The 21,956-nt window shown below is 45.6% G+C and carries 24 protein-coding genes and 1 pseudogene; 10 read left to right on the top strand and 15 right to left on the bottom strand.

Features of this window, described 5'->3' with window-relative positions; genetic code table 11:
• Window positions 1-36 precede the first annotated feature (36 nt).
• Window positions 37-618 carry a TetR/AcrR family transcriptional regulator gene (locus L691_RS0112000; protein ID WP_025690777.1) on the top strand — a complete coding sequence of 194 codons (582 nt, stop codon included), beginning with the start codon at window positions 37-39 and terminating at the stop codon, window positions 616-618.
• A gap of 141 nt (window positions 619-759) precedes the next feature.
• On the opposite strand, the gene L691_RS0111995 is transcribed toward L691_RS0112000, so the two are convergent.
• Both L691_RS0111995 and L691_RS0111990 read right to left on the bottom strand, forming a co-directional pair.
• The gene (locus L691_RS0111995) at window positions 760-1,467 is read right to left on the bottom strand and encodes a DUF421 domain-containing protein (RefSeq protein ID WP_025690776.1); all 708 of its coding nucleotides are present in this window, start codon (window positions 1,465-1,467) and stop codon (window positions 760-762) included.
• Between the two features lie 163 nt (window positions 1,468-1,630).
• Window positions 1,631-1,852: an aldo-keto reductase family protein gene (locus L691_RS0111990; protein ID WP_025690775.1), complete on the bottom strand. Its 222-nt coding sequence runs from the start codon at window positions 1,850-1,852 to the stop codon at window positions 1,631-1,633.
• A gap of 213 nt (window positions 1,853-2,065) precedes the next feature.
• Here L691_RS0111990 and L691_RS0111985 point away from each other — a divergent pair.
• Window positions 2,066-2,644: pseudogene (locus tag L691_RS0111985) on the top strand (DJ-1/PfpI family protein); the annotation flags it as partial.
• Window positions 2,645-2,686: 42 nt separating this feature from the next.
• Here the strand turns inward: L691_RS0111985 and L691_RS0111980 are convergent.
• From L691_RS0111980 to L691_RS0111970, 3 genes are all read right to left on the bottom strand, one after another.
• Window positions 2,687-3,127 carry a DUF6526 family protein gene (locus tag L691_RS0111980; RefSeq protein WP_025690773.1) on the bottom strand — a complete coding sequence of 147 codons (441 nt, stop codon included), beginning with the start codon at window positions 3,125-3,127 and terminating at the stop codon, window positions 2,687-2,689.
• Between the two features lie 30 nt (window positions 3,128-3,157).
• On the bottom strand, window positions 3,158-3,499 hold the full coding sequence (locus L691_RS0111975) for a zinc ribbon domain-containing protein YjdM (protein ID WP_025690772.1): 342 nt from the start codon (window positions 3,497-3,499) through the stop codon (window positions 3,158-3,160).
• Between the two features lie 82 nt (window positions 3,500-3,581).
• Window positions 3,582-4,430 (bottom strand): helix-turn-helix transcriptional regulator, encoded by an 849-nt coding sequence (locus L691_RS0111970; RefSeq protein ID WP_025690771.1) that lies wholly within the window; start codon window positions 4,428-4,430, stop codon window positions 3,582-3,584.
• 203 nt (window positions 4,431-4,633) lie between these two features.
• Between L691_RS0111970 and L691_RS0111965 the strand changes: the two genes are divergently transcribed.
• Together L691_RS0111965 and L691_RS0111960 are read left to right on the top strand one after the other, a co-directional pair.
• Entirely contained in the window at window positions 4,634-5,461 is an 828-nt protein-coding gene (locus L691_RS0111965) for an SDR family oxidoreductase (protein ID WP_051459356.1), read from the top strand.
• 62 nt (window positions 5,462-5,523) lie between these two features.
• Complete coding sequence (locus L691_RS0111960) at window positions 5,524-6,414, top strand: SDR family oxidoreductase (RefSeq protein WP_025690767.1); 891 nt, start codon at window positions 5,524-5,526, stop codon at window positions 6,412-6,414.
• Window positions 6,415-6,506: 92 nt separating this feature from the next.
• Here the strand turns inward: L691_RS0111960 and L691_RS30680 are convergent, their stop codons facing one another.
• Window positions 6,507-6,767, bottom strand: coding sequence for a DUF2167 domain-containing protein (locus L691_RS30680; RefSeq protein WP_269634846.1), 261 nt, complete (start codon window positions 6,765-6,767; stop codon window positions 6,507-6,509).
• Between the two features lie 881 nt (window positions 6,768-7,648).
• On the opposite strand from L691_RS30680, the gene L691_RS0111950 reads away from it, so the two are divergent.
• Window positions 7,649-9,313: a histidine kinase N-terminal 7TM domain-containing diguanylate cyclase gene (locus L691_RS0111950; RefSeq protein ID WP_025690765.1), complete on the top strand. Its 1,665-nt coding sequence runs from the start codon at window positions 7,649-7,651 to the stop codon at window positions 9,311-9,313.
• Between the two features lie 8 nt (window positions 9,314-9,321).
• Here the strand turns inward: L691_RS0111950 and L691_RS0111945 are convergent, their stop codons facing one another.
• Entirely contained in the window at window positions 9,322-10,560 is a 1,239-nt protein-coding gene (locus L691_RS0111945) for an ATP-binding protein (RefSeq protein WP_025690764.1), read from the bottom strand.
• 127 nt (window positions 10,561-10,687) lie between these two features.
• Here L691_RS0111945 and infC point away from each other — a divergent pair, with 127 nt between their 5' ends.
• Window positions 10,688-11,203, top strand: coding sequence for a translation initiation factor IF-3 (infC, locus tag L691_RS0111940; RefSeq protein ID WP_025690763.1), 516 nt, complete (start codon window positions 10,688-10,690; stop codon window positions 11,201-11,203).
• Window positions 11,204-11,239: 36 nt separating this feature from the next.
• Here infC and L691_RS0111935 read toward each other — a convergent pair whose 3' ends face one another.
• The 3 genes from L691_RS0111935 to L691_RS0111925 all read right to left on the bottom strand — a co-directional run bounded on the left by L691_RS0111935 (window position 11,240) and on the right by L691_RS0111925 (window position 13,979).
• Entirely contained in the window at window positions 11,240-11,524 is a 285-nt protein-coding gene (locus tag L691_RS0111935; protein WP_025690761.1) for an alpha/beta-type small acid-soluble spore protein, read from the bottom strand.
• Window positions 11,525-12,265: 741 nt separating this feature from the next.
• Window positions 12,266-12,865 (bottom strand): TetR/AcrR family transcriptional regulator, encoded by a 600-nt coding sequence (locus L691_RS0111930; protein WP_025690760.1) that lies wholly within the window; start codon window positions 12,863-12,865, stop codon window positions 12,266-12,268.
• 61 nt (window positions 12,866-12,926) lie between these two features.
• Window positions 12,927-13,979 carry an alpha/beta fold hydrolase gene (locus tag L691_RS0111925; protein WP_025690759.1) on the bottom strand — a complete coding sequence of 351 codons (1,053 nt, stop codon included), beginning with the start codon at window positions 13,977-13,979 and terminating at the stop codon, window positions 12,927-12,929.
• Window positions 13,980-14,240: 261 nt separating this feature from the next.
• Here L691_RS0111925 and L691_RS0111920 point away from each other — a divergent pair, with 261 nt between their 5' ends.
• Both L691_RS0111920 and L691_RS0111915 read left to right on the top strand, forming a co-directional pair.
• Window positions 14,241-15,068 (top strand): MerR family transcriptional regulator, encoded by an 828-nt coding sequence (locus tag L691_RS0111920; protein ID WP_025690758.1) that lies wholly within the window; start codon window positions 14,241-14,243, stop codon window positions 15,066-15,068.
• Window positions 15,069-15,264: 196 nt separating this feature from the next.
• Complete coding sequence (locus L691_RS0111915; RefSeq protein WP_025690757.1) at window positions 15,265-16,029, top strand: SDR family oxidoreductase; 765 nt, start codon at window positions 15,265-15,267, stop codon at window positions 16,027-16,029.
• A gap of 61 nt (window positions 16,030-16,090) precedes the next feature.
• On the opposite strand, the gene L691_RS0111910 is transcribed toward L691_RS0111915, so the two are convergent.
• The 5 genes from L691_RS0111910 to L691_RS0111895 all read right to left on the bottom strand — a co-directional run bounded on the left by L691_RS0111910 (window position 16,091) and on the right by L691_RS0111895 (window position 19,996).
• A complete protein-coding gene (locus tag L691_RS0111910) occupies window positions 16,091-17,644 on the bottom strand; it encodes a malate:quinone oxidoreductase (protein WP_025690755.1) in 1,554 nt (517 codons plus the stop codon).
• A 423-nt stretch (window positions 17,645-18,067) separates the two neighbouring features.
• Window positions 18,068-18,538, bottom strand: coding sequence for a hypothetical protein (locus L691_RS32755; protein WP_025690754.1), 471 nt, complete (start codon window positions 18,536-18,538; stop codon window positions 18,068-18,070).
• On the bottom strand, window positions 18,498-18,746 hold the full coding sequence (locus L691_RS32750) for a MerR family transcriptional regulator (protein WP_198023021.1): 249 nt from the start codon (window positions 18,744-18,746) through the stop codon (window positions 18,498-18,500). Before L691_RS32750 ends, L691_RS32755 begins: the two co-directional genes overlap by 41 nt.
• A gap of 237 nt (window positions 18,747-18,983) precedes the next feature.
• The gene (locus tag L691_RS30670; RefSeq protein WP_025690753.1) at window positions 18,984-19,688 is read right to left on the bottom strand and encodes a DUF2785 domain-containing protein; all 705 of its coding nucleotides are present in this window, start codon (window positions 19,686-19,688) and stop codon (window positions 18,984-18,986) included.
• Between the two features lie 17 nt (window positions 19,689-19,705).
• On the bottom strand, window positions 19,706-19,996 hold the full coding sequence (locus tag L691_RS0111895; RefSeq protein WP_025690752.1) for a MazG nucleotide pyrophosphohydrolase domain-containing protein: 291 nt from the start codon (window positions 19,994-19,996) through the stop codon (window positions 19,706-19,708).
• A 265-nt stretch (window positions 19,997-20,261) separates the two neighbouring features.
• Here L691_RS0111895 and L691_RS0111890 point away from each other — a divergent pair, with 265 nt between their 5' ends.
• Both L691_RS0111890 and L691_RS0111885 read left to right on the top strand, forming a co-directional pair.
• Window positions 20,262-21,086, top strand: a complete 825-nt coding sequence (locus L691_RS0111890) for an SDR family oxidoreductase (RefSeq protein WP_232229165.1) — start codon at window positions 20,262-20,264, stop codon at window positions 21,084-21,086.
• Window positions 21,087-21,201: 115 nt separating this feature from the next.
• Window positions 21,202-21,816 carry a TetR/AcrR family transcriptional regulator gene (locus L691_RS0111885; protein ID WP_025690749.1) on the top strand — a complete coding sequence of 205 codons (615 nt, stop codon included), beginning with the start codon at window positions 21,202-21,204 and terminating at the stop codon, window positions 21,814-21,816.
• Window positions 21,817-21,956: the final 140 nt, after the last annotated feature.

Genomic DNA, 21,956 nt, shown 5'->3' with positions numbered 1-21,956 from the left:
AGAATTGTTGATTAGCTGAAGGAGGTAACGCAAGGAATGGACAACGCTGTTAAAACCGACCGGCGCATTCTCCGAACCAAGCAGTCCATAACGAAGTCGTTTCTGGAGCTTTTTTCGGAAAAAGAGTTTGAACAAATCACTATTAACGAGATAGCGGAGCGTGCCAATGTTAACCGCGGCACCGTTTATCTGCATTACAGTGACAAATACGACCTTTTGGACAAATGCATTGAAGATCACATCAACGAATTGATCTCATTGTGCAAGAAACGGGAGGCCAATCCGGTTAGCCAAGGAATGGTACAAGAGCCCAAACCGGTTTTTGATTATTTGCGTGATAACTTCCCGTTTTTCTCTGCAATGTTTTCCAATCAAAGAGCCTTTCTATTCCGGGACCGATTGCTGAATTTTATTTCAGTCAGTCTTATGGATAAAATGGAAAGGCCGGACAATAGGCCCGTTATCGACAATGAGTTAAAAGCCCAATTCATGGCCTCTGCTTTTATTGGCATTGTGGAGTGGTGGATACGTCATCAAATGCCGCATTCCACACAATTTATGGCCGATCAGGTTAGAAATTTATTTGAAAAGAATCAAGTTTACCCGAAGCAGTATTGATGTCTCCAGAATTTCGGCAATTCTATAACTTTAATTTCATCAGGCTCCTACACAACAATGACCGCCCCCATAATGAAAAGGAGCGGTCATTGTACAAGTTTATTGACGGCGGGACTTCCTGCGCTGCCTGACTTAACCCATTCATTCCTTATCAGTGGGTTTTTGAATGTCATCTTTATAAAAGTCAAAGATGAGCTGCTGCTGCGTTCCTCTTACAGCATAGAACACGTCGGAGATCCGCTTCCCCTTGCGACGGAGCTGTGTTTCTAGCCACTCCTTGGTCAGTCCGTTATTCTCCAGGTTTTTTTCGATAAGCACTCCATCCAAGATCAGTTCAACCGGAAAGGCTTGGGTGTTGGGGCGAAGCTTCATATCCTTTTTCGTTACATATTGATACTTGTCTTTCTTTAATATGGACACGACCCCGTTATCTTCGAGAACAGCATATTCGACTTCCTCTAGGTTAAAAATCCCCTTTTCCCTCAATGCTTGATCCAAGGAATCCAGCGTATATCTTACTTTTCTCATGTTATCTTCAAGAATTTTCCCGCCTTCAATAAGTACGGTTGGAGAACCCGATATCCAGCTTCTCATTTTGCGGCTCCTCAAGGAAATAACGGATAAAAGAATGGATGTAATGGTAATGACAATGAGCGACAAGGTCACATGTGACCATTGAATTTTATCATTGAACGCCAAATTAGCCGTAACGGACCCAATGGTAATACCGGTCACAAAATCAAGAAATGTCATGTTCGAAATCGTCTGTTTACCGAGTATTTTAGCCACCAATAAAAGCAGCAGAATAGCAAAAATGGTGCGAAATAGAACACCGAAATAGGCTTGCATCGCATGATCCCTCCTCCAATTCATTATTTCCATATCGAATTGAAAAAAAACATGGATCACCGAAAAGGGGTTGTTAAACATAGTTCAGCTCCAGCAGTCATCTGCTGGAGCATTCTTCTTGCAGCATGCTGCAAGGCTAAATTCATTTTTCCAGGCATTGTTACTACCACAGTATATAACCGGCTTCAATCAGGATTTTGTACCACTGTTCCCGGGTCATCTGCACGCCGTCGACCGACTTTATGGCCCGCTCAATCCGCTCTTTGTTGCCGGTGCCCAGTACGATGGCGGGATTTGACGCGTGCTTGAAAATCCATTTGTATACGACTTCGTCGATATGTTCCAGCCCAAGCTCCTGCCGAATGTTCTCCAGTACGTTGTTCATTTTTTCCTCAAACGCATTAGTGGGATGGAAAATCCATATTTTCAGGTTTTCTTTTTAAAAACTTATAGTGAAAAATGAAAACGGATATAACCATTAGAATAATCGCCGCTAAATAGAGATGAACGTAGGATAATTGTTCTACAACAACTCCGCCAAGCATGGGGCCAAGCGCCCTGCCTAAGGTAGACGACATATAAACGGGCCTACACCGACCCTTACTTGCTAACAGGCGTAATCTTCGGTCAACTGAGCGCGTCCAAAGAAGTAGTCGAATTGTATCACCAGGAACTAGAGCAGGATCACGCATTTTTGTACCCGAGAGCTTATAAACAGATTGAAGCCGAACAGTTCGACGGCTTGCTGCTGCCGGGAGGTCATGCCAAGGGGATGGTGCCCTATCTGGAGAGTGAGGTTTTGCAGGAGAAGGTTCTGCGTTTCTGGCAGTTGGAGCGGCCGGTCGGCGCGATCTGTCATGGAACCATCGTACTTGCCCGGACGATGGACCCGGAGAGCGGACGATCCATCGTATATGAGAAGCGGATGACAAGCCTGACCAAGCCGCTCGAACGCACCGCGTATTGGTTAACCGCTTGGGCGCGTGGCCGCTACTACCGGACCTATCCTGAATATGTGCAGGATGAAGTCACGCGGCACTTGCGGAGCAAGGCTAACTATGTAAAGGGGCCTTCATTCAACACCCCGTTTGTCGTTGATGATGGACAGCTGCTGACCGCGAGATGGCCCAAGGATGCGGAGCTGTTCGCGGAGACCTTTATACGGAAGGTAAAATGAAGGACATGTCCCTCTCCTTTAACGGAAACCATTCCTTAGCTACTAGATTCTGTAGTCGTCGCCTCTCCACTGCTGGATCGATTTTTTAATGGCATCGGGTGACAATTGATCTGCCGCCGCCTTCTTGCAAAGTGCAGGAAATTCGTCATCGGAAGCAAAACGCAAAGCTACGATTTGTTTTACACTAAGCCTCGGGTCCAGCAGCTGTTGAGTCAAGACATAGTGCCGGAGATTCTCTTCGGCTCGTATTGCCCGATCCTGTGCTTTTAAAGGATAAGAGCGAACGATTGGAAAAATAACGATAAACATGATAGAAATAATCAGAAAAAGGACGGCAGGAAATACTTCATTCCCCGCTTTCAATGATCTCACCAGCTCTACTACGGCAGAAATAAATAAACCTGCTGTCAAAAGGGTAAGCAATACGTGAAAAAGAGGATGTATCCTGCGATGATTGTTATAGTTTTGAGATTGCTGACTCATTTCTCTCCCCCATTTTATGGTTTATCGGCGTTATACCTTTTTTACAAATTCAGATTTCAAACTCATGGCTCCAAACCCGTCAATTTTGCAATCAATATCATGATCCCCGTCAACTAAACGTATATTTTTCACTTTTGTGCCTACTTTTAAGACGGATGAACTTCCTTTTACTTTAAGGTCTTTGATTATGGTCACCGTGTCACCATCGTTTAAGATATTCCCGTTTGCATCTTTGATAATCCTCTGATCTTGAGCAGTCTCAGGTTCCAATTCTAAAGTCCACTCATGAGCACATTCCGGGCAAACATAAAGACCTCGATCTTCATACGTATATTCGGAATTACATTTTGGGCAATTGGGCAAATTAGACAACTTTCATTCCTCCATTCGTTACATACATATACATACTAACATATCATAACGAACTTGCAGCAAATAAACGTACACTTCCCCATCAAACTCTGGCCGAAATAAACCGGTCCAGCTTCTCCATCGTGCCGGTATGGGCTTGCGGGGTGAACACCGTCATGATCATGCTGTGATCCTCAGCCAGCGAAAAGCTGCTGTAATCCATACTCAGCACACCCAGCCTTGGATGATGCAGCTCTTTTCTCCCTTCAGGGCTATGGATCACTTCATGCTGCGGCCACCACATTTCAAATTCCTTGCTTGATTTGAGTAGCTGACTCACCAAATCGTTGTACCAAGGGTCGTCCGCGAACTTTCCATAGAAGCTCCTGAATTGAGCCAATTGCCCCTTAGCAATGCTCTCCCAATCTACGAACAGCTGCCGATACTCTTTCATCATGAACATCCGCCAAACGACATTACGCTCTCTATCATTCATGTCGTCGCTATATCCAAATACCTCGGCGGCTATCCGGTTCCACGCCACAATATTCCACCGTCGCCCGACAATATAAGCCGGAAATCGATGCAGTTCGTTAAGAATTAGCTTCGTTGCCGGGGAAATCGCCTCGTTGCTGTCTGCATCCGATTCCGGAGCGCCAGGAAGCCATTGACCGGCTAAGGCGAATAAATAGCTTCGCTCGTCCTTATCCAGCTTAAGCGTTCGGGACAGGCTCTCCAAGACCTGCTCGGATACGCGAATTTCCCGTCCCTGCTCCAAACTTGTATACCACGTCAACGAGATCCCCGATAATGCCGCGACCTCTTCCCTGCGCAGACCGGGAGTGCGCCGGCGCGTCGAATCACTTCGGAGTCCAGCCTCCTGAGGTGACAGCCGCTTTCGCCTTGTCTGTAAAAAATCTGCAAGCTCCTTGCGTCTGATCGAATCTTTCATGCGAATCCTCCTAATCCAAAACGGACAGCATTTATCCTACGATATAAACTGCTACCATCACGAGCGATACGAGAAACTGTCTTCTTCCTATTATACATTAAGTCCCATAGTATGAGCTTATGCACGCACGGCAGCCTAAAGAGACCCCTTCCCCACTGCGGCGAAAAGACAAAATTATGCTCACAGGAGGCGAAAATCCGGCCATGATAAATATTGAGGATAAAACCGTTCTGGTGACCGGCTCCACAGACGGAATCGGCAAACTAACCGCTATCCAATTCGCGCAAGCAGGCGCTACCGTTCTATTACACGGACGAGACCGCGAAAAATGCGCCGCCGTCGCCAAAGAGATCGCCAAACGGACAGGCTGCAGCAAGCTGCGGACCTATTTGGCTGATTTTTCTTCCCTCGCCGAGGTTCGGCGTATGGCCGAAGAGATCCGAAATCAAGAGAGCCGATTGGACATTCTGATCAATAATGCGGGAATCGGTTCGGGAAAGCTCTCCAATAAAAAAAGAGCACTTAGCAAAGACGGCCACGAGCTTCGTTTTGCCGTCAATTACCTGGCGCCCGTCCTATTAACCCAGCTTCTGCTTCCCGCTGTACGGGCAGCCGCGCCTGCTCGTATCGTCAACGTTGCTTCTATCGGACAAAAGCAGATTGACCTGAATGATGTCATGCTGGAGCGGGGCTACGACCCATTCGAAGCCTATAAGCAGAGCAAGCTTGCCTTAATTATGTACACTTTCGAGCTGGCCCAGCAGCTCAAGGCCGACCGCATTACGGTAAATTGCGTGCACCCAGGGTCCCTACTTAATACAAAAATGGTGCGCGAGAGCATCCCCTTCGGGTTCGGCAGCCCCAAATCGGGAGCGGACGTCCTCTTCCATCTGGCTTGCGCGGCCGAGCTTGATCAAGTAACCGGGCAATACTTCGACAAAAAGCAGCCGGCCCAAGCAGACATTCAAGCCTATAACAGCGATTTCCGCCGCAAGCTATGGGCATACACCGAGAATCTGATTGCGCAATGATAACCGCGCCCGATCGTTCAATCGTAACCTTTTGCAACTAAATCCATTAGTGGAGCGTGGTCATGTTGGCACAAAGAAATGTTAAGGGAACAATGTCGGTTTTTATTACAGGAGCGACTGGAGGAATTGGTTCAGCATGCGTCAAGCAATTGGCTCAAATGGGGGTTCGGGTCTTCGCGGGAGTCCGCGATACCAAGCGGGGCGAGCAGCTCCGGGCGTCAACATCATCTACGGTGATCCCAATCCAAATTGATATAACAGATCAAGAGTCCGTACAATCCGCCTTTGAGGAAGTGTTGAAGATCACCGGAAACGAAGGACTGGCCGGACTGATCAATAATGCAGGCTGCATCGTGCAGGGCCCTTTGGAGCTACTCTCCATGGAACAAATCAAGTACCAGTTTGAACTCAATGTTTTTGGACAAATCGCGGTAACGCAGGCTTTCCTTCCCTTGCTGCGGAAAAATGGCGGGAGAGTCATCAACATCGGAGCCGTCACAGGAAAAACCGCACTGCCCTTCTTCGGCGCACTGTCCGCCTCCAAGCATGCGATGGAAGCTATTACGGACGCGCTTCGGGTTGAATTAAAGCCTTGGAACATTCACGTAGCCATGATTGAGCCGGGTGCTATCGAAACTGCTATTCACGAAAAAGCCCACGACTCTTCCTCCCGGTCACTAAAGCAGGTTACGTCCGATAGGCTTGCCTTGTACCAAGATGCAATCACAAAGCTCGAATCGGTCATCGCCAAGCAGCCTTTATCCCCTACCGAAGTGGTGGTGAACGCCATCACCCACGCCCTGACATCACCCAAACCCCGAACCCGTTACGCTGTAGGCAAGGGCGCACGCTTGATCGTAACCTTGGGCCGTTTCCCGGATAAGCTTCGCGATAACCTATTGATCAGCAATCTTGGGTTACGGAAGACGCATGCGGAACAGCTTACTGAATAACTTCCCGACCGCCCCCAGCGCAAGAAGGATAACGATCCCGAATTTCTTTGCTATAAGCAGTATTATAGCTATAAGTCCAGCCTTCTTCGCTATTACCAGCTCTCTAGTATGTCGTCAGCATTGATCTCTTCTTTTTCGTCATCCTTGATATGTCCGGTTTCCTCGTAGCTGAAGATAACCTCCCACATCTGATTTTCGTCCGCAGGGTAAATACTGCCCAACTCGTCGCCACTGGGGGTATCATTATTATCCTTAGCGATTTGCATGGTATCTTCCTTATTCAGGAATACCATAGAAGGGTCCAAGTTAAGGGTAGCCATGTCCTCCAGCCTAACCGGCTGTCCACCTTTCACCCAATGATAATTCTGTTCCGCCGAAGCCGTACCGTGGAAAACGGACAGTCAAAGGGCAAAGACGATACTCAGAATCCTAAATTTTTTCATACTTCATGCCTCCAGTTGGTTTAGAACGATGCAACTTTCGGTATGGTGGAACCGATTCCCTTAAGTCAGATTGATGACGTTATCCTATGATGTAGTATGGTAAATTGCTTAGTTATAGTATAAAAATCATGGGAACTAAGGAGGGAGTGCGCCTCCTACAAGCGTAAACCGAAACTCATCTAATAGGGCTTCCGGCTTGGTCCACCTGCTTAATCCCTGATACGACGCCTGTTTCCACAGGTTGACCAAGCCTGCCCGGTTATTGTGGTAGGTAGAATAAACTGGGTTTGTACACAGCAACAGATTTGACCTGGGGCACCCTATTGCTTGACTTCCGTACATTAATAAAAAGAATGTAAAGCTTTATAACTGACAAAATTCAGCCTGGTTGGTCACAAAACTGTCGAAGTTTTGAAACGTAATTCAATCTTCCAAACCAACATCAAAAAGGCCCGCACAAGGATTTTATCGAATGGGAGATGATGATGGGGTCTCCGAATCTCTAAACGACGGCGTCACCTGGCTCCATATGCTCCTATTTTTCTGGAATAACCACTAAGCCAATCCATTTTATTGAATGGGTAACAGCTGTTCCATTGCGACTTTAGACGTGTGAAAGACACAAACTGCTCGTCATCTTAGACTATAGTTAATATTAATCAAATCTAGAAAAACACCAGAGCATAAATGTTGTATTCTGTTCACGCTAACTATATATTAAAGTTAAGATATGAAATCCAGTTGCCAAACAAGATTCCAAATGACTAATTTTAGCAAGAAGGTGTGCTATATTGGGTTTTGAGGTGTGGGTTGATTTAATATTGTTCTTCGCTTTGTTTGCTCTGTTTGTATACATATTTGTTTCTGTTACAATCACGAACCTGCACAAAGTCTATCTATTATTCCACTTTGCCATGATGCTATGGCCTTTTTGCCAGTTTGCCATCAAAACAACGGAGAACCCCACCTTTCAATTATTTTATGTGAAGCTCGCGTTTGTGAGTTCGCCTTTACTAACTACGGGATGGCTTCTGTTTACGATTTTCCTCACCGGCCAATCGAAATTTCTGCGAAGAAAAATAAGCTTATTCCTTTTTGGGCCTGCCCTATTAGCGGCGCTCGGTGTGATCATCAATCCAAACGGTTGGTTTGTCCACCCTGTGAACGGCGGTTACATCCAAAGGACCTATGGGCCAATTTTTTGGTTTAATATTACGATCCTGATGGCCCATTTTATAGTTTCGCTATATATCATCTATTTAGCACTTGTATCCAATAATACCCCTCGGATCAAAAAACAAGTGATGCATATGCTGAGAGGGATTTTGGTGGTTGCCATGTTCACCTTGGTGGACATATTCCTAAATGTTATCCTATCCCAATCTCTACCGGTCATCCCGGGCATGGCATCTCTTGGTGTATTGCTATCTGCTATCATTTTTGTTATTGCCATTCACCGGGATAAAGTGTTTGATATTGTGACCATCGCTCATCAAGATATTATTGATACGATTGAGTATGGGATTCTGGTGCTGGACGACAATGAAATCGTGGTAGAAATCAATCAGTCACTGCTCCCCCATATCAATCTGCGTATAGGTGATCGATTCGTTATGGCTGACATCTTTCCGCAAGGACCAGCTGACGACAATATCGAATATTTTCTTCATACTTACCAGGAACGTCCCCTGGAGAGAACAGAAATCGAATTATTACATCCTAGAATCAATCGGTACATCAGCATTCATGCCGCGCCCATCTTGGTTAGCGGTCTAATGGTTGGGCGGATCATCACGTTTCAGGATATAACCGAGATCAGGCGCCTCGTTGATGAAACAAACCTTCATAATAAGATTCTGCAAGAACACAACGAAGCATTAATCAAAATACAAGCTGAGCTGTTCCAAACGAACCGAAAACTTAATCAGATGGCAATAACCGACAGCTTAACCGGCTGCTATAATCGTCATTATTTGACACAGCAGTTGGAGAATGAAGTGATGAAGAACAGGAAATATCAAATTTCCTTTGCCATTCTTCTATTGGATATCGACTTTTTCAAATTGGTCAATGACAATTATGGCCATTTAGCCGGCGATGAAGTGATCTGCAACACGGTGGAAGTCATCAAGAAAGCGCTGCGGCGGACTGATATTTTAGCGCGTTACGGCGGAGAAGAATTTATTATCTATTTGCCCAATACGGATGAATCGCAAGCCAAGCTCCTAGCCGAACGGATCAAATCCACAGTCGAATCGAATAAAGTAGTCATCGAAAATATAGCCCATTCTGTATCGATTACGATAAGTATGGGACTTCTATCCATTAATGATTTTTCGTTTGAAAATTTTCTGAGCGCCAAATCTTATCTAAATGATTTGTTTGAATCTGTGGATAAAGCCCTGTATCAAGCAAAAAATGAAGGGCGTAACCGGATTATTAGTGTTGTACGATAGATAAGTGTTTAAGTGGGGATCGTTATAAGAAATGTTGTGCCCTTGCCTTTTTCACTGTCGACTTCTATTGTCCCTTTAACTTTATTGATTGTACTGTAGACCATGAGCATACCAAGACCCGTTCCTTCTACTTTGGTAGAGTAATAGGGCTTGCCCATACGTGATATTTCTTCCTTTGTCATTCCAACTCCGCTATCCTGGATACTGATCATGATATTTTGCTTTCTTTCCGATATATCAATGAGTAAAATGCCGCCACCCTTATCTTTCATTGCTTCAATACCGTTTTTATATAGATTAATTAAACATTGCTGGATTTGGTTCGTATCATAATTTGTATTTAACGAGTTATTGAAACTAAATTGGACCTCTACTTGATGTATGGTGGCGTAGGGTATAATTAGATTTTTTGTATACTCTGACTCTGCCTTCAGGTTGGAATACACCATATTTTCCGATTGCGGCTTGGCAAATGAAAGATAATCACTGACTATTTTTTCAGCTCGATTTAGTTCTTGTAAAGATATTTCGACATATCCTTTTTCAATCTGGGTCAGGGTAATTGATTTATTTAAAAGTTGTAGAAAACCACTGGTAACCGTAAGAGGATTTCTTATTTCATGCGAAACACTAGCCGCCAGCTCACTCACGACATTTAATCTTTCCGATTGTAAAATCCGGTCACGATTTTTAATATTGGCAATGATCTGCTCTATTAAGAGCATAATGACACTCATCACTCCAACATGAGTCGTTAATGCATGAAAGGTAAGAATCCAGAATTGTCTATCTAATGTCCCCACAATAATGCTTAAAATGATTAGGTAAAAGCCCATGGTAAGAAAAGAAATAACGGTTGCACCTATAATTCGGCTTTTAGAATCCAGTTTTATAAACTTTTTACTTAATAAGGGCACTAGAATAAATACAGCGGTGGAAAAAAGAAATGAATACATCATTCCATAGCCGCCTAAATAGAACCGGTAGATATTTAATACTAGATATAATGGCAGAACATTCTTGTATCCTCCAAAAAGGGCCACGATAATAAACGGGATGTATCTTAAATCAAAAATAAATCCCATTTCCAATTTAATAGGTTTGGTAATACAAAGGATCATCGTCACTGCCGATAGTAAAATGAGAATTTTTCTATTGTAGGAATGGGGTCTATCTTCAAAAAAAATGAGAACGATTAGAACGGGAAAGAGTAAAAACAAGAAGTTCAACAGTAAGGTTTCAAACAAGGCATAACTTCCTTTCGGCCTCTGTTTTAGATTCATTATAAAACATTACACTTAATTAATATTATAAGTAAATTTAACCTGATAACGATTGAAATTTTATCATGTTTTCATGGGAGGCTTCATTTACGTGGCAGTATTCATCAATGAACAAATTAAAGCATCCGAGGTGGTGCTGACTGGACTCAGCGGCGAGAATTTAGGCATCGTCTCCAGAGAGGTGGCGCTGGCTATGGCCCGATCGGAAAAAGCGGACTTGGTCTGCACCTCGCTGATGAGCAGTCCCCCGCCCTGCAGCCTGGTTGCGAAGGGAACGGGAAAAGCGGCCGCCCGAAAGGGCGCGGCGCTGAACAAAGCAGGCGCAGGACGGGGAGCAGGCGGGGGCGGCAAGGAGAAGGTCAAGGAGCTTCGCTTCACCGCTCATATTGAGGAGCATGATTACGACACGAAGCTCCGCCAGGCGGACAAACATCTGCGCTCCGGCAAACCGGTACAACTTGTGGTGAAAGCATCTGGCGCTAAAGAAGGGCTTGCCGCCAAAGCGGTGCTGGAACGGCTTCTGACCGATCTAAAGGAAGTCGGAGTGAAGGAGACCGGTATCCAGACAAGCGGCAAAGGCTCGCAGGTGAAATTAAATCCGCGCTAAACGGAAGATAAGGCTAAATGGCATTTACAAAAGCTGTTATCGCTGCTCCCTAGTCGCTAATTGCTCTTGGGCAAGACGGATCATTTCGCGAACCATGGAGCCGCCAATTTTGCCGCCGACATGGCCCACCGATTCCGTTGTCAGACCCCCATTTTCGCCTGACTGCAGAGGTACGCCAAGCTCCTTAGCTACTTCATACTTCACATCATCCGGCCGATTCGGATCAACGGCGTATCCTTCGCGCTGCATTACATTTGCTTTAAAAGTCTGCATTTCCTGCTCCACTCCCGGCACCGCATATTTCCTCTTTCTTCTGGCCACCTGATCCACTCCCTTTATGTCTTTTTCCCTAACATGCCCCGGGACGCAAATCTTCATCCCTGTTCATCCAAATTGGAGCATAAGGTCAAGTAGCGAAGCACGAACCTTTGTCTAGGCACACGCATAGTATGAACAAAAGTTATGATGAAGGAGTGAATCATATGGCATTTTTACCAATGCCCGGAACACCCGCGCAAGCATTGCCTCCTCCCCCTGCTTTCGTCCCGCCAAAACCTCCTGCCTTTGGATCTTATATCATTGACTGCTTGCATAATTATACTTATGTCTGGTTATGGAATGGGGACAGTTTCTGGTATTACCCAACCCGGGTTGAGTACGGAGAAGTTTCAGGCTATCGCTGGAGCGGGGCGTATTGGTTTTATTACGGAATTGATCCAAGATTCATAAATGCGGTTTCTTGTCCTCCGATTCCTACGCTGTATTAACATTTAAGAAGCATGAATAGCTGCATGTTCATTCTTCAATCGTTTAATTTTTTTTTGCTCTTAAACTCGCTCCGACTTGTGATACGGTTCACCGCGCTGTCTGATACGGGCAAGTTTTAAGGCCATCCATTAAGGGGTGGCCTTTTTAGGCAAATTCTTGCATTCATTCCCAGATAGGTTGTTGACCTTAACAACTTTAAAAATTCACACATAAATTGACTATGCAAAGTAAATTATTAAGGCGACTTGCATGGTCCTCTAGAGGAGACTGCATGGCTAAACTTTGCAGATACGACTAGGGTTTCCCGTTTGTCAATAATCGCATTAAGAAGTCTACATCCGGTAACCCGTACTCTTCCTTCTCAACTTCCTCCAAAATAAGACAATTGATGATGTAAAAGTGCCAGGCCAACAGCTTCCGTGGATCTCCCGAGGAGAATTCTCCAGCATGCTGCCCTTGAACAAAGATTGGAATCAGCCTGTCGATTACAACATCTACTGAATGTTGTTCTAGAATCCGTGCCGCCGCCTCTGGAAATTCACCCGTCTTGCGTGCCCTTAGAATGAACATAAATGCATATTTACTGCTCTCGTCTAGCATGCCTTGGGTTAAAGTCTTGATTTGTTCAAAGGGAGAGCCGGACAAATATTGAAGGTTCTCGGTTTCCTTCTTCGCTTCTTCCATTAACTCCTGAACGAGCATGGTGAATAGCTCTTCTTTGGATTTGAAATACCGGAAAATAAGGCCTTCGCTGATACCGGCTTCCGCAGCGATCATACTCGTTTTCGTTCCCGAGTATCCGCGCCGGGCAAATAGTTTAAGCGCCGCTTGCTTAATCTGTTCTCTTCGCTCGTCACGGATCAGATTCAGCTGGTGTTTATTTAATGGGGACAATGAGCCTCAATCTCCAATCTTATTAAGAAATTATCCTCATAGTACCACGAAATCTCTAAATTCACCCCATCTGCAATTCGTTCTCTGTTCCGGCCGCTAGAGGACGAACCCGCTTCATTAGTTCCTCTAAGAATTGCTCCGGCCGGGAAAAACAAGCAAGATGACCGGCATTCCGAATCTGAACATATTCTTTGAAAGGAGCTTCAATCTTGTCGTAGTATGCTTTTGCCGTTGCAGTTGGCGTTATGATATCTTGATCGCCATGCATAATAAAGAAAGGCAATTCAAAGCACAGTCCAACCTTGTCGAAGTCAAAAGCCACTAACTCGTCAAACAGATGGCCGAGGGTGTAATTCATCCCTTTGAAAATATGGATGAGATCACTGAACTTGTGTTCAGGGGAAGAGAGCATAGACGGCAGTATGAGGTCCATAATCATATTTGGCACATCGTTGATCACTTTAACCAGATACTGATTCCTCAGTTCGAAATCTTTGCGGCTCCATCGCGTGGGATCTGGCCCCATTTTCTCGACCAAATGAACTCCCTTCGCATAGCCTGCATTACGGAAAGCATCGAGCGTCACTTTGTACGTTTGATGCTGAGGATCCGGAGCATTTTGATCTGTACCGACATACGCATAAAACAGGTCAGGACGCTGTTTTGCCATCATAATTCCAATCAGACTGCCTACTGAACTGCCGATGAGAATCACTTTCCGATGCTGGAGTTTGTTGCACAAATATTCCGCCAACTCGATGCCGTCCTGAGCAATGCGGTCGAAGGTGATCGTACCGCTTCCGTCTTTTCCGTTCCTAGTGAACGTTTTGCCAGCGCCTCGCTGATCCCATTGAACGATTGTGAAATGTTTCTCCCACGAACGCAATAACGGGCTGAAAATGGAGTACGGGGAAGCTGGTCCGCCATGGATAAACAATAGAACGGGATTATGGTAATCCTCTCCCCTTATAGTTACCCATTGGTCGATATCGCCGATTTTAACGTAACGGCTTTCAACGATACGATTCAGCGTATGAATCTGAAGCAGTCTTGTGTTTTTACGCCGATTGCGTTTTCGCAGTAATAAATCCGGCAGGATGTTCTGTTTACTCATTTTTTGCATCTCCTTTAGAAAAAAATGTTGAATTTATAATGAGTGAGTAACTCACTCATTATAAAAGTATATTTTTTCTCGCTTATTGTCAATCTCGTGAATTAGCAGCAATAAGCTGCCCGTTTATCAACGAGCGCTGTTGGACGCTCCTCCAGGTACCGCAACGGAAAACTTTCATTTTAGGCCATCCTTTACGTATTCCCTTGTACAAAATATGATAGTCTAAAGAGCAGCCGTTTCACGAAAGGAGCCCTTTTCGGTATGTTAAAAATCAGCGCTTTCTCCAAGTTGACCCGGGTCTCCGTTAAAACTTTACGATTTTACGATAACTTGGGCCTGTTAAAACCTGCCGTCGTAGATGAAAATAATGGCTATCGATATTATACCGAAGAGCAGCTTCTGACGGTTAAGCGTATCGTTGCCTTGAAAGAACAAGGCTTCACATTAGAGCAAATCAAGCCCCTTCTGGAAGAAAACGTTATGCCGGAGGCAGTAAAGAACCAATTAGCGGATAAAAAGAAAGAACTTGAGCAGGCCATCCATGAAGCGCAAAATCAGCTTAGCGAGATCGATAGAAGGCTAACCCGTATTGAAGAATCGGAGGAGCATCATCAACATACGCCGGTCACAATTCGATACGTAGAACCCCAACTCACTGCTTCCATACGTGACACGATCCCGCGAACACAGTTGTGTCTGCTGTTGGACGAAATTTTGCAGTACGTCCCTTCCTGCGGGGAGGATGAAGGGCGATTATTGACGATTCTTTGGCATAATTTCGTCAGCATGAATTCGGACATAGTCGATATCGAGGTCGCACTGCCTCTAACCAAGGTTATTCCAAGCAGGGGAAGAGTGAAGGTTGGCATCCTCCCTGAATTGAAAGCTGCAGTTTCCCTTGTACACCAGTGCAACCCCTACCGCAATGATTGTCCGGCTGTCAATGAACTCATGTCATGGGTTCGATCCCAAAGCCTGGTCCCTTCCACAAAAGAACCAGTCCGCGAAATTTATTTAACTTCAGACAAGGATATGTACGGAACGTTACGTCTGGCTGAGCTGCTCATCCCCATCGAGCATACTGGTTAATGCCCATTTCTATCCCATGTTTTATTCTGCGAGTTACAGAATAAAACATGGTTTTTTTTATTAGGATGAAAATATCAACCGCTAATTTTTAGGTTGAGCCTTTTTTTATGCAAAAAAAGATTCGGAGTTTCCTTGACTCTCCCCTTAACTGGAGGGTGTAAATTAGTTCTGCACAATAAAAGGAGGAGTGGAACCAATGAAACGACTGGAAGGAAAAATAGCTTTGGTCACAGGAGGAAGCAGAGGGATCGGGAAAGGGATTGCCCTGCGTTTGGCAGAGGAAGGGGCTCTGGTTGCCGTTCATTATGGGAACCGCCGTGATGCAGCGGAAGATGTCGTTCGCATCATCGAAGAGCAGGGAGGGCAGGCGATTGCGATCGGTGCAGGACTCGAAACCGTCGCTGGAGCGAAGCAGTTGATTCAATCCTTGGAGGAAGCACTCCTTCACCATACCGGAGATAACCGGTTCGATATTCTGGTTAACAACGCCGGTATCGGAACTTCTCAACCATTTGAGGAGACAACGGAAGAAGCACTCAACGAATTATTTGCAGTAAATGTAAAAGCGCCGTTCTTCCTCGTTCAGCAGGCATTGCCGCTGCTGCACAGCGGAGGACGCATCATTAATATCTCTTCAGGTGTTACACGAATCGCATATCCCCACATTATGGCCTACAACTTGACCAAAGGGGCAATCAATACATTTACCCTGCATCTTGCGCAATTACTGGGACCGCGTGGCATTACGGTTAATGCTGTACTTCCCGGCATCGTCGACACGGACGTCAATGCCTCTTGGCTGCACACACCAGAGGGACAGAAGTATGCATCCGAAATGTCGGCCCTCGGCCGGATCGGGCAGCCTTCCGATATTGCGGACATCGTCGCTTTCCTCTCTTCTTCGGACAGCCGTTGGGTAACGGGACAAATGGTTGATGCCACCGGCGGTTCACATCTGTAAGCATAACTAAGGAGCAAAACCATTAGTTCTGCTCCTTTTAGCCTTGACCTGCTTCGGATTATCATGGGCGGAACGCCGCTTCCCCTATTTCTGGCAAACTTTTATTAGGGGCCTTGTTCTCAGGCTTCCCTATCCCGTTCGTTAATCCTAGCGACCGCGCGGTTGAAGTATGAATTTCACGTAGAAGCTCCGGATTTTCAGGCAGTGACAAACCATAAGAAGGAATCATTTCTTTAAGCTTCGGTCCCCACGTTTGGATATGTTGCGGGAAGCATTTCTCTATGACCTCGAGCATGACGGAAACGGCAGTGGAAGCACCGGGAGAAGCGCCGAGCAATGCTGCGATTGAGCCGTCGGCGGCACTAATCACTTCCGTGCCAAATTGAAGCGTTCCTTTGCCGGAAGCCGTATTTTTAATAATTTGCACACGCTGGCCCGCTACTAATAGCTCCCAATCCTCGCTTTTGGCGTTCGGGACAAATTCCCGTAAAGCTTCCATGCGCTGTTCTTTCGATAGCATCACTTGCCCGATCAGGTATTGGGTCAGTTGAACGTTTTTGACACCTGCCGCCAGCATCGTTACGAGATTATTCGGCTTTACGGAGGTTAACAAATCAAACATGGAACCGAATTTTAAGAACTTGGGCGAAAAGCCGGCAAACGGTCCAAAAAACAACGATTCTTCCTTGTCGATGAACCTTGTGTCCAGATGCGGAACAGACATGGGTGGAGCGCCAACCGCAGCTTTGCCGTATACTTTGGCATGATGCTGCGCGACAATATCCGGTTTCCGGCACACCATAAATAGTCCGCTTACCGGGAATCCGCCAATCCCTTTTCCTTCAGGAATACCGGATTTCTGCAGCAAATGCAGGCTTCCTCCCCCTCCGCCGATAAAGACGAATTTGGCCGTATGGCGCCCTACGGTGCCGCTATCCAGATTCCGCACTTTCAATTCCCACGAGCCGTCGCCCGTACGCTTAATGTCATCCACCTGATGCTTGAACTTCATATCGACGTTGTTACTTTTCAAGTGGTCAAACAAAATGCGTGTTAACGCGCCAAAGTTGACATCCGTTCCCGATTCGATTCTTGTTGCTGCTATCGGCTGATTGAGTGTCCGGTCTTTCATCATCAGCGGAATCCATTTCATCAGTTGTGCCGGGTCATCGGAAAATTCCATCCCTTGAAACAGGGGACTTTTGGAAAGCGCTTCAAATCTTTTTCTTAAAAAGGCTACATCCTGTTCCCCTTGTACAAAGCTCATATGGGGCACGGGCACGATAAAGTCCCGCGGATTCCGTATCCGGTGACTGTCCACCAGATAAGACCAAAACTGCTTGGAAACCTGATACTCTTCATTCACCGTTATCGCTTTGCTAATATTGACCGATCCGTCCGGTTGTTCGGCGGTGTAGTTCAGCTCACACAGCGAAGAATGCCCCGTTCCCGCATTATTCCATTCGTTAGAGCTTTCTTCTCCTGCGCCTGCGCGCCGCTCAAACACAGTGATCTTCCAGTCCGGCGCTAATTCTTTCAGCAGTGAACCCAATGTTGCACTCATGATTCCGGCACCAATTAAAATAACGTCGGTTTTCGTTTGTCCGTTGCTCATTTTTACCGTCCTTATACCCTACGATTTGCAGGAAGGATGTAAGGCGCTCCTGCTTAGGCGCCACAGCAAGCCAGCGCGCGACCGGGTCGCACCCCTTTTCTGGATCAATGATGACCTAATCTTAGTGTATCACTATTGTTATTAGATTTTAATAATTATCTAATTTTTTATTGGAATAGCGTTGAGTAAATTATGCCAGTGGGTGCTGTAAGCATGGGATAGTTTTGGGGTTTTTGTTGGTTAGGGTGAGGGCGGCGAGTTGTTTTAAGCGGCAAACTTTAAGGCCACCCAATACGGATGACCTTTTTCTTTAAGCGAACGTTTCCCTATGGACTGCTTCTATGCTGCGCTGAAAATCATTTTACTTCCACCGGTTCAAATAAATTCAGATAATATTTACTTCCACTATCATCCGGATTGTCATTACGAATATGTTCTTCCAAGCATAGTCTTGAAAACATCCACTCCATCCGGAATTGCAGCACACATGCCATATCCATATGGGGTACCGGGATGACTTGGCAGCGGCTTCACATTACCACCAAAAAAACGTGCCGTACCCAGTAAATTGGATGACGTAATCCAATCCAGCAACGGCGCCATTGCCTCATCTTCTGGAGAAATACCTACAGCAATATTACAGGCTACCCTCATAGGAGGCAGGGCGACTATTTTGATAATGTTGTTTTCTTCCGGATTGCTCATTAATAAATCCTCCATCTCCGTAAGAATCTCTTCGAGACTTGAGAGACAATCTGTGTTTTTCTTTTGAAAAAGTTTCAAAACCCGGTCTAATTGCTGTTCAAAAAGTAGGATTTCCGCCCTCTGCAGCTTTAAAGTAGAGATTTTATTTTCAATAACCGCGATAAGCCCGTGAAAGGGATTGGTTTTCAATAACAGATTTTATATCCTTTATCGGAATATCGATTTTTCGAAGTTCTGCAGTAATTCGGATACATAAGAGTGCGTTTTCATCATAAATTCTCCATCCAGAGGTATCCCTTGAACTTTTAAATAATCCTTCTGATTCCCAGTGGCGCAAGGTGCGACTCGTCAGTCCCATCTGCTCCGACAATTGATTTATTGCAACAGATCTGTTCATCCAAAGTCTCCTTTCCGAGCTCTCAATGTTATAGTAGCAGTTGACGCTGCGATAATTTCAAGAGTTATCTTTCTCGGTATAGGGATTTGTTAGGTTGTGGGGTGGTCGTAACCAATAATAAACTTGCCGTTACTTGTGAACAAAAACCATAAAAATCTATGCCTGTATACGAAACCGATTAAAGCGCTTCTCCAGCAGCCGATTCAGTCCCATTCCCGTTTCTTCGAACTTTTCCCTCTACTCATAGAGCCTGGTGTACAGGCAGCGAAGGAAGTGCTTACGGTTCGTGTTGAGAGTGTAGCTTTCCACGCTCCTCGTTCGCGCCGGCTCCATCTGCCCCAACCACCCGCAAATCGTGGCAAAGGAAACCTTTTGACCCTGAATCATAGAAACGATCGCCGTAGCGAGCCGTTCGTCCTCTTCTCTCTGATACACCTCGGCGGGTCTTTCGAGCAAGGCCTGCACGCCCGTCCAGATTTCGGCACATTCCTCCGCTCCCGTATAGCGGCTCATCGCACATTCATCCAACGCATCCGCAACATGCGCAGCGGCATGCGCCCATCCCTTGACCTCCACGTATCCGCGAAAATCGTTTTCCAAATGGCAATAGCGAACCAGTGCATTCAGAGCGAGGTCATAGCTTTCTCTAGTTAAGTATGGCTCCCGATTATCGCAGGTAAGTAACAGGGCAATCAATAGGGAGGTAAACGTGCGCTTAAAGACGCTGTCCGTCTCCTTCTCCCCGATCCCGGAAAATAATCCGCTATCTGAAACGGATTGCTGAAGCAGTTCTTCCATTTGGGACTTCCCGAGTACCTTCTCCTCTAGCAGCCAATTGAACAAGGCGGAGTACGCTTCTTCCCGAATTTCGGAGTCAGGAGACCCGAGCAAGATCACCGTCTGCTGAACGAGCGTCCATACATCCTGTTGTTCCTCTTCCATTCTGTCGTTGCCCCCTTCTATTCCCATGTTCGTTTCTCATTGATTGCCATCTTTTGCGTGAATGCTTGTTCGAGATCAATCCCAAGCTTGTTGGCAAGATCGAAGATATTCCATACCACATCATACATTTCAAACCCCAGATTCTCCCGCTTCTTTTCGTCGGGAGAGAAGGAAACATTCAGAACCTCTTTCGCCAGCTCACCCACTTCAGTCATGAGGTACAGCGTTCTCTGCTCGATGGTACTCGTGTCGAATCCTTTTACCTCGCTGTATTCCCTTACGTACTGCTGAAATTCTGCTGTGTTCATCTGTGAAAATGACCTTGATTGTGATTCAGGAAGCTTCATATTCATCCTCCTCATTATTCATACGATAACTTTACCATCAAATTACTATACAAAAAATATGGAAAGGGCTTTGCAAGCCAAATGAAAAGGCCTCAGTCCCGGTGAATTCAGTGGCCTACGTAATCATTTGACAAACGGATTACTGTATATTAGGATTAGAATGAACATTCGATCTAATCTTATGTTGGCTATAGAATGAATGTTCAATTTATAAATTGGAGGTTTTATGATGCGTAAAACAGTCTTTATTACGGGGACCAGTTCAGGATTGGGTAAATTAACAGCGATTCGATTTGCTCAATTGGGCTGGAACGTCGCGGCCACCATGCGTACACCCGAGAATGAAACCGACCTTACGGCTTATGACAATATTAAAATTTTTAAACTGGATGTCACAAAAGTGGAACAGGTTCAAATGGCCGTGGAACAAGCCATAGCCGCATTCGGGAAAATTGACGTTGTCGTCAATAATGCCGGTATGGGCACTTACGGTCCGTTGGAGCTAGCCAAAGAGGACGCAATCGATTGGCAGTTCGCCGTTAATGCGCGGGGACCGATCAATGTTATTCGTAAATTCTTGCCACATTACAGAGCCAATGGAGGGGGCATGTTTATCAATATCAGCTCCTTCATGGGGATCACGACAGCGGTGCCGCTTGGATCGCTTTACAACATGTCCAAGTTCGCTTTGGAAGGATTGACGGAAGGTCTCTATTACGAACTGAAGCCGTTCAATATCGAGCTTAGATTGATCGAGCAGGGCGGGTCTACAGGAAATAATTTTAAAGAAAGTATCACTTGGAACAGGGATGAGAATATTAAAGACTACGATGATTTGATGGCGAAATTGCAAAATGTAATGAATACCGCCGATACCAGCGGCAGTCTGGATGACCCTCAAATCATTGTGGACGCCATTGTCGCTCTGGCGACGGGGGAAAGCAAGAAATTCCGTACCGTTATCGGCGCAGCAGGCAACGACCTGATGGCTCTTAGAAACTCTGTGCAGATCGAGGATTATTTGGAGACAATCGCTAAAAATTATATGTAACGATATTACAACTTTCTCCCGCTGCTACCATGAGGCTGTATTGACTGAAGAACATATTAAGTATATTCTAGACTAGAATGAACGTTCGATTTGATGCTGGGAAAGGAAGAGCTGAATGTTTGAGAAATACAACAAGGTGCAGCGGGCCGTCCTCGACACGACTCTTAACATTATCATTCGGAAGGAATTACAGGCTACCTCAATGGCGCTAATAGCCAAGGAATCTGGCGTATCGACCGGGAACATTTATCATTACTTTCAAAGTAAGGAAGATATTGTGAACGAGTTGTACAAAGCAATTGTCACATTCAACGGAGAGTATGTGCGTGAAGGTTTATTGCAGGGCAGAACGATTCGTGAAAAGTTCGAATTAGGCTGGAATCGGGTTGTCGAATTGGGTGAAAAATATCCACAGGGCTTTCAATTTATTGAGCAGTATTCGTTCTCGCCTTACATTTATGATGAGGTGAAGCAGGCAGCCTATACAGATGGCTGGTGCGGGCCTATGAACAAGTTGTATGAAGAAGCCATTCAGCAGAAGTTGTTTATCCCCATGAATCCGAAGCTGATGGTGCAGATGCATTACGGGACATTAGTTTACATTTTGAAAGCCCATCTGCAAGGGATCTTCGAATTAACCAGCGACAGCGTGCATGAAGTAATCCGTTCCTGTTGGAAGGCTGTGCAACTCGCGGATGATACGGTTCAGCTTAACGAAACGATCGGCTAAAAAAGCGAAAGGAGCATGCCTCGGCAGCTCCTTCGTTGTTTGTATTGAAATCGGGTAATCCAAAAGCACCCTCCTATAAGAAATCTGGAGACAACAGCGGCCGGAAGTCCAAACGTTCCTCGTAGTTGCGACTGGTATCT

Origin of the sequence: Paenibacillus zanthoxyli JH29 (assembly GCF_000520715.1) — a bacterium.
GTDB classification, from domain to species: Bacteria; Bacillota; Bacilli; order Paenibacillales; family Paenibacillaceae; genus Paenibacillus_AQ; species Paenibacillus_AQ zanthoxyli.
Note: the sequence above shows the minus strand (reverse complement) of the source record. Positions and strands in the feature narration are given on the sequence as shown.

Excerpts from the sequence above, each read along its gene's own strand:
- L691_RS0112000 (WP_025690777.1), top strand. The coding sequence starts at position 37 with ATGGACAACGCTGTTAAAACCGACCGGCGCATTCTCCGAACCAAGCAG.
- L691_RS0111995 (WP_025690776.1), bottom strand. The coding sequence starts at position 1,467 with ATGCAAGCCTATTTCGGTGTTCTATTTCGCACCATTTTTGCTATTCTG.
- L691_RS0111990 (WP_025690775.1), bottom strand. The coding sequence starts at position 1,852 with ATGAACAACGTACTGGAGAACATTCGGCAGGAGCTTGGGCTGGAACAT.
- L691_RS0111980 (WP_025690773.1), bottom strand. The coding sequence starts at position 3,127 with ATGAGTCAGCAATCTCAAAACTATAACAATCATCGCAGGATACATCCT.
- L691_RS0111970 (WP_025690771.1), bottom strand. The coding sequence starts at position 4,430 with ATGAAAGATTCGATCAGACGCAAGGAGCTTGCAGATTTTTTACAGACA.
- L691_RS0111965 (WP_051459356.1), top strand. The coding sequence starts at position 4,634 with ATGATAAATATTGAGGATAAAACCGTTCTGGTGACCGGCTCCACAGAC.
- L691_RS0111960 (WP_025690767.1), top strand. The coding sequence starts at position 5,524 with ATGTTGGCACAAAGAAATGTTAAGGGAACAATGTCGGTTTTTATTACA.
- L691_RS0111925 (WP_025690759.1), bottom strand. The coding sequence starts at position 13,979 with ATGAGTAAACAGAACATCCTGCCGGATTTATTACTGCGAAAACGCAAT.
- L691_RS0111920 (WP_025690758.1), top strand. The coding sequence starts at position 14,241 with ATGTTAAAAATCAGCGCTTTCTCCAAGTTGACCCGGGTCTCCGTTAAA.
- L691_RS0111915 (WP_025690757.1), top strand. The coding sequence starts at position 15,265 with ATGAAACGACTGGAAGGAAAAATAGCTTTGGTCACAGGAGGAAGCAGA.
- L691_RS0111910 (WP_025690755.1), bottom strand. The coding sequence starts at position 17,644 with ATGAGCAACGGACAAACGAAAACCGACGTTATTTTAATTGGTGCCGGA.
- L691_RS32750 (WP_198023021.1), bottom strand. The coding sequence starts at position 18,746 with ATGAACAGATCTGTTGCAATAAATCAATTGTCGGAGCAGATGGGACTG.
- L691_RS30670 (WP_025690753.1), bottom strand. The coding sequence starts at position 19,688 with ATGGAAGAGGAACAACAGGATGTATGGACGCTCGTTCAGCAGACGGTG.
- L691_RS0111895 (WP_025690752.1), bottom strand. The coding sequence starts at position 19,996 with ATGAACACAGCAGAATTTCAGCAGTACGTAAGGGAATACAGCGAGGTA.
- L691_RS0111890 (WP_232229165.1), top strand. The coding sequence starts at position 20,262 with ATGATGCGTAAAACAGTCTTTATTACGGGGACCAGTTCAGGATTGGGT.
- L691_RS0111885 (WP_025690749.1), top strand. The coding sequence starts at position 21,202 with ATGTTTGAGAAATACAACAAGGTGCAGCGGGCCGTCCTCGACACGACT.